The organism is Micromonospora sp. CPCC 205539 (assembly GCF_036906815.1).
Lineage (GTDB): Bacteria > Actinomycetota > Actinomycetes > Mycobacteriales > Micromonosporaceae > Micromonospora.
Genome location: NZ_JBAKHW010000065.1, coordinates 21,843 through 27,993 on the forward strand (window position 1 = coordinate 21,843; position 6,151 = coordinate 27,993).

Here is a 6,151-nt window from a genome sequence, read left to right on the forward strand (position 1 = left end):
TGACGGTCGGCTCAGCGCGCCGACGAGGCGATCGCCGCCGCTCGCGCCGCGGCGAGTTTCATCAGGTCGTTCGGGGCCAGTTCGAGTTGGAGGCCGCGGCGGCCGGCCGAGACGTACACGGTCCCGTGCGCCAGGGCCGACTCGTCGAGCACCGTCGGGAGCTGCCGACGCTGACCCAGTGGACTGATGCCGCCGCGTACGTAACCGGTGGCGCGTTCGGCGACCGCGCGGTCGGCCATGGTGGCCCGTTTGCCGCCGACCGCCGTGGCGAGCGCCTTGAGGTCCAACTCGCCGGTGACCGGGACGACCGCCACGGTGAGCACGCCGTCGACGTCGGTCACCAGGGACTTGAAGACCCGTTCCGGTGCCACACCGAGTGCCGCCGCCACCAGGGCGCCGTAGTTCGGAGCGTCCGGCGCCACCCGGTACGAGTGGGTGCGGTACGCGATCCCGCGCTTGGTCAGCAGTGCCGTCGCCGGAGTGCCCTGTCCCGCCACGCCGCCAACCTAGTCGACCGGTTGGCAGATCAGCACGGTCGGCGCCCCGGCGACCCGGGTGAGCACCAGGCTCGCCGCCGCGTCGCCGGCGAGCCGCAGGTCGCGCCGGAGCTGCTCCGGTGTGAGCGCCGAACCCCGCTTGAGGATCTCCACCCGACCCACCCGGCGGTCCCGCAGCAGCGCGCGTAGCCGCTTGAGCGAGAACGGCAGCACGTCGGTGATCTCCAGGCAGCGCGCGTACGGCGTGCGGGTCGGGCGGTCCGCGTACAGGTAGGCGATGCTCGGGTCACCGAGGGTGGCGTCCAGTTCGCCGGCCAGCTCGGCGACGAGGTGCGCGCGGACCACCGCCGGATCCGGGTCGTACAGGTAGCGGCGCGGCGCCCCCACCGGGGCCTCGGCGGCACCCGAGCCGGTCAGCTGGTGGCAGTCCGTCGCCGCCCGGTAGAGGGTGGCGCGGCGGGGCACCTCGGCCAACTCGCCACACCAGAGCGCGGCCTCGACCAGGTCGCCGTCCACGCCGACCCACTCCGCCTCGGCCCCGGGCGGGATGAGCGCGTGGTCCAGTCCCGGTGCCACCTTCACCACCGTGTGCGGCACCCGCTCGGCAAGCCCGGTGACGAAGTCCCAGGGTGGCGAGTAGGCGCGCGGGTCGAAGATCCGCCGCCCGGTGCCGGCCCGCCGCCGGGCCGGATCGCAGAACACACCGTCGACCCGGGAGACGTCGAAGGTGGTGGCGTCGCCGCACTCCACCGTGAAGAGCTCGGCCAGCCCCGCGGCTGCGGCGTTGGCGGCGGCCATCGCGGCGGTCAGGGGGTCGGCTTCCACCCCGTACACCCGGATGCCGGCACGGGCGGCGGCCAGCGCGTCGGCGCCGAGGCCGCACCCGAGGTCGGCCAGGGTGCGCACGCCGGCGGCGCGGAGCCGGGCGGCGCGGCGGTCGGCGACCACCCGGCGGGTGGCCTGCTCCAGCCCGGCGCGGGTGAGGAACATCCCGGCGGCGGCCGGGCCGAACTTGCCCACCGCCCGGTGGCGCAGCTCGGCCTGGGTGAGCGCCGCCGCGGCCAGCGTCGGCGGCACCCCGGTCGCCCGCAGCGCCGACGCCGCGGTCAGCGGGTCGCCGCCGGCCAGCCCGGCCGCCGTCGCGAGAGCGGCCGACCCCTCGGGGGTACGCAGGGTCGCCAGCTGGTCGAGATCCACCCGGTCATTCTCCCGGTCGACCCACTGATCCGGCCTGGCGGGGCGCGACTCGCTGGCACTCTCCTTGACGGAGTGCTAGCCACGGAATAACCTGCGATTAGCACTCTCAACCCGAGGGTGCCAGCTCCCGGGTCTCGCGACCCGGGTGCGCACGCCAGGCGGACCGGCACCCGCGACGACGGTCCCGCCCGGTGGCATGAGGCAGATTGACGCTGGTCGGCCCCGCCGGCCAGCAACGAAACCAGTACCCCAGGAGGGTATGCCCGTGACTACCGCGACCAAGGTTGCGATCAAGCCGCTCGAGGACCGCATCGTGGTCCAGGCGAACGAGGCTGAGACCACCACGGCGTCGGGCATCGTGATCCCCGACACCGCCAAGGAGAAGCCGCAGGAGGGCACTGTCCTCGCTGTCGGCCCGGGCCGCGTCGACGACAACGGCAACCGCGTTCCGGTTGACGTCCAGGTCGGCGACACCGTCCTCTACTCGAAGTACGGCGGCACCGAGGTCAAGTACGCCGGCGAGGAGTACCTGGTGCTCTCCGCCCGCGACGTCCTCGCGGTCATCGAGAAGTAAGCAACCGATCAGTGCCATTGCCCCGGTCCGGCTCGCCGGGCCGGGGCAATGACGCTTCGAAGGGACATTCATGGCGAAGATCCTGAGCTTCTCGGACGACGCCCGGCACCTGCTGGAGCACGGTGTCAACGCCCTCGCGGACGCGGTCAAGGTCACCCTCGGCCCGCGCGGGCGCAACGTCGTCCTGGACAAGAAATTCGGTGCGCCGACGATCACCAACGATGGTGTGACCATCGCCAAGGAGATCGAGCTCACCAATCCCTACGAGAACCTCGGCGCGCAGCTGGTCAAGGAGGTGGCGACCAAGACCAACGACGTCGCCGGCGACGGGACCACCACCGCGACCGTGCTGGCGCAGGCGATGGTCCGCGAGGGCCTGCGCAACGTCACCGCCGGGACCAACCCGGCCGGCCTCAAGCGGGGCATCGACGCGGCGGCCGCCAAGATCTCCGAGGCGCTGCTCGGCCGGGCCGCCGAGGTCACCGGCAAGGAGTCGATCGCGAACGTGGCGACGATCTCCGCGCAGGACGCCACCATCGGTGACCTGATCGCCGAGGCGATGGAGCGGGTCGGCCGCGACGGTGTCATCACCGTCGAGGAGGGCTCCGCCCTCACCACCGAGCTGGACGTGACCGAGGGTCTCCAGTTCGACAAGGGCTTCATCTCGCCGAACTTCGTCACCGACCTGGAGGGTCAGGAGTCCGTCCTCGAGGACGCGTACATCCTGATCACCACGCAGAAGATCTCCGCGATCGAGGAGCTGCTGCCGCTGCTGGAGAAGGTCCTCCAGAACAGCAAGCCGCTGCTGATCATCGCCGAGGACGTGGACGGCCAGGCGCTCTCCACCCTCGTGGTCAACTCGATCCGCAAGACCCTCAAGGTCTGCGCGGTCAAGGCTCCGGGCTTCGGTGACCGGCGCAAGGCGATGCTCCAGGACATCGCGATCTCCACGGGCGCCGAGCTGGTCGCCCCGGAGCTGGGCTACAAGCTCGACCAGGTCGGCCTCGAGGTGCTCGGCACCGCGCGGCGCGTCGTGGTCGACAAGGAGAACACCACGATCGTCGACGGCGGCGGCCAGAGCGCCGACGTCTCCGACCGGGTGGCTCAGATCCGCAAGGAGATCGAGGCCTCCGACTCCGACTGGGACCGGGAGAAGCTGGCCGAGCGGCTGGCGAAGCTCTCCGGCGGGATCGCCGTGATCAAGGTGGGCGCGGCGACCGAGGTCGAGATGAAGGAGCGCAAGCACCGCATCGAGGACGCCATCGCGGCGACCAAGGCTGCGGTCGAGGAGGGCACCGTGCCCGGCGGCGGCGCCGCCCTGGTGCAGATCCTCCCGGTGCTCGACGACGACCTGGGCTTCACCGGCGAGGAGAAGGTCGGCGTCTCGATCGTGCGTAAGGCGCTGGTCGAGCCGCTGCGCTGGATCGCGCAGAACGCCGGTCACGACGGCTACGTCGTGACCCAGAAGGTCGCCGGCAAGGAGTGGGGCCACGGCCTCGACGCCGCCACCGGCGAGTACGTCGACCTGGTCAAGGCCGGCATCATCGACCCGGTGAAGGTGACCCGCAACGCGGTCACCAACGCCGCCTCGATCGCCGGTCTGCTGCTGACCACCGAGAGCCTCGTGGTGGAGAAGCCGGAGCAGGCCGAGCCGGCCGCCGCCGGTGGGCACGGCCACGGTCACGGCCACCAGCACGGCCCGGGTTTCTGATCCGGTAGACAGCACCGTCCCGGGGCACACCGTCACACGGCGGTGTGCCCCGCGTCGTCTGCTGACGTTGTCTGTCGTGCGGCTGTGTGTCCGGCGTCGTCTGCTGCTGTTGTTGGTCGTGCCGCGTTCTGCCTGCGTCGTCTGCCGACGTTGCTCGTCGTGCGGCCATGTGCCCCGCGGCGTTGTTGGCGGCGGGGCGGGATGATCGCGCACACTGGACCGATGAGCACGACGTCGCGGCGTTACGCCGCGCTGGCCGGCGTCACCGCCGCGGCCGTCGCAATCGGGATCGCGGAGCCGGTGGCGGTGCTGACCGGGCCCCGGTCGGCACCCCTGGTCGCGGTCGGTGGGGTGGTCGTCGACGCCGTCCCGGAGTCGCTCAAGCAGCTCGCCATCGACCTCTTCGGCACCGCCGACAAGATCGCACTGCTGGTCGGCACGGCCCTGCTGCTGGGCGGGTTCGCCGCGCTGCTCGGGGTGCTGGCGGTGCGCCGGCTACCCCTCGGCCTGGCCGGCATCGCGGCGTTCGCGGTGGTCGGCGTGGCCGCCGCGCTGACCCGTTCCGGGGCGGATGCCGCCGACGCGCTGCCGTCGCTGGTCGGCGGTGGACTCGGTGCCCTGGTGCTCTGGCTGTTCATCGCCGGTCCGCTGGAACTCGACCCCTGGCCGTGGTCCCCACCCACCCCGTCGGTTGCCTCGCCGGCTGTTCCGACGACGCCGGCTGTTCCGACGACGCCGGCTGGTCCGACGACGCCGGCTGGTCCGACGACGCCGGCTGGTCCGACGACGCCGGCTGTTCCGACGACGCCGGCTGGTCCGGTCGAGCGGGCGACGGGCGAGGTGGTCGATCCCGAGTCGCGGCGGCGGTTCCTCACCGGCACGGGCGTGCTGCTCGGCACGGCCGTGGTGGCCGGTCTCGGTGGGCACTGGCTGGCCGGGCGACGCGGAGTGTCGGCCGCCCGAGACGCGATCCGGCTGCCCGCGCCGGTTGCCCCCGCGCCGACGCTGCCGGCGGGTGCGGACCTCTCGGTGACTCAGCTCGCGCCCTATGTCACCCCGAACTTCGGGTTCTATCGCATCGACACCGCGCTGGTCGTGCCACAGGTCGATCCGGACACCTGGCGGCTGCGGATCCACGGGCGGGTCGGCGCCGAGCGCACGTACAGCTACGCCGATCTGCTGGCCCGGCCGCTGGTCGAGCGGTACGTCACGCTGGCCTGCGTCTCCAACGAGGTGGGCGGGGATCTGATCGGCAACGCGCGCTGGCTGGGCGTACCCCTGCGGGAACTGCTCGACGAAGTCGAACCCGACGCGGACGCCGACCAGGTCGTCGGCCGCTCGGTCGACGGCTGGACCTGCGGCACTCCCACCGCGGCGCTGCGCGACGGACGGGACGCTCTCCTGGCGATCGGCATGAACGGCGAACCGCTGCCGGTCGAGCACGGCTTCCCGGTCCGAATGGTGGTGCCGGGCCTCTACGGTTACGTGTCCGCCTGCAAGTGGGTGACCGAGCTGGAGCTGACACGGTTCGCCGACTTCGACGCTTACTGGGTGCCGCGGGGCTGGTCCGCAGAGGGGCCGATCAAGACCCAGTCACGGATCGACACGCCCCGGTCGCGCAATCGACTGACCACCGGCCCGGTGACCGTGGCCGGCGTGGCCTGGGCACAGCACCGGGGAGTCCGTCGAGTCGAGGTGCGCGTCGACGACGGGCCCTGGCAGGAGGCGAAGCTGGCCCCGACGGTGTCGGTGGACACCTGGGTGCAGTGGTCGTGGCAGTGGGACGCCACCCCGGGCGAGCACCGCCTCCAGGTGCGAGCAACCGACGTGACCGGCGAGACCCAGACCGAGCGTAAGCAGAGCGTCGCCCCGGACGGCGCCACCGGCTGGCACACGGTCACCGTCACCGTCCGCTGAGGGAACTCCACCGCCGCGCCATCCGTGTCGTCTCCCCGGCGTCGTGCCCTTGGTGTCGTGCACCGGGAGTTGCGCCGTGCGCGCTGCCCAGTGCGTGCCGCCTGCCGCGCCGGGCGGCCCGATCGCTCCGCGCCATGGAGATCTTGGACAGTTTCCGTTAGCTCGGTGGGCTCAACCGGTGGTTGCAACACCCTTCCATGATCTTCGTTGGGGTGGTTGTGGCGTCGAGGTTGAGCCCGCTGGAGCGGGAGCAGA

5 protein-coding genes are annotated in these 6,151 nt (G+C 72.2%); 3 read left to right on the forward strand and 2 right to left on the reverse strand.

Going from position 1 to position 6,151, the window contains the following annotated elements:
- Positions 1 to 11: 11 nt before the first annotated feature.
- Together ybaK and V6V47_RS31105 are read right to left on the reverse strand one after the other, a co-directional pair.
- Positions 12 to 497, reverse strand: coding sequence for a Cys-tRNA(Pro) deacylase (gene ybaK, locus V6V47_RS31100; protein ID WP_334632102.1), 486 nt, complete (start codon positions 495 to 497; stop codon positions 12 to 14).
- 9 nt (positions 498 to 506) lie between these two features.
- Positions 507 to 1,694: a THUMP-like domain-containing protein gene (locus V6V47_RS31105; protein ID WP_334632103.1), complete on the reverse strand. Its 1,188-nt coding sequence runs from the start codon at positions 1,692 to 1,694 to the stop codon at positions 507 to 509.
- 259 nt (positions 1,695 to 1,953) lie between these two features.
- Here V6V47_RS31105 and groES point away from each other — a divergent pair, with 259 nt between their 5' ends.
- The 3 genes from groES to V6V47_RS31120 all read left to right on the forward strand — a co-directional run bounded on the left by groES (position 1,954) and on the right by V6V47_RS31120 (position 5,896).
- Positions 1,954 to 2,268, forward strand: coding sequence for a co-chaperone GroES (groES, locus tag V6V47_RS31110; protein ID WP_030330046.1), 315 nt, complete (start codon positions 1,954 to 1,956; stop codon positions 2,266 to 2,268).
- Positions 2,269 to 2,338: 70 nt separating this feature from the next.
- Positions 2,339 to 3,979: a chaperonin GroEL gene (gene groL, locus V6V47_RS31115; RefSeq protein ID WP_334632104.1), complete on the forward strand. Its 1,641-nt coding sequence runs from the start codon at positions 2,339 to 2,341 to the stop codon at positions 3,977 to 3,979.
- Positions 3,980 to 4,201: 222 nt separating this feature from the next.
- A complete protein-coding gene (locus tag V6V47_RS31120) occupies positions 4,202 to 5,896 on the forward strand; it encodes a molybdopterin-dependent oxidoreductase (RefSeq protein ID WP_334632106.1) in 1,695 nt (564 codons plus the stop codon).
- The last annotated feature ends 255 nt before the right edge of the window (positions 5,897 to 6,151 follow it).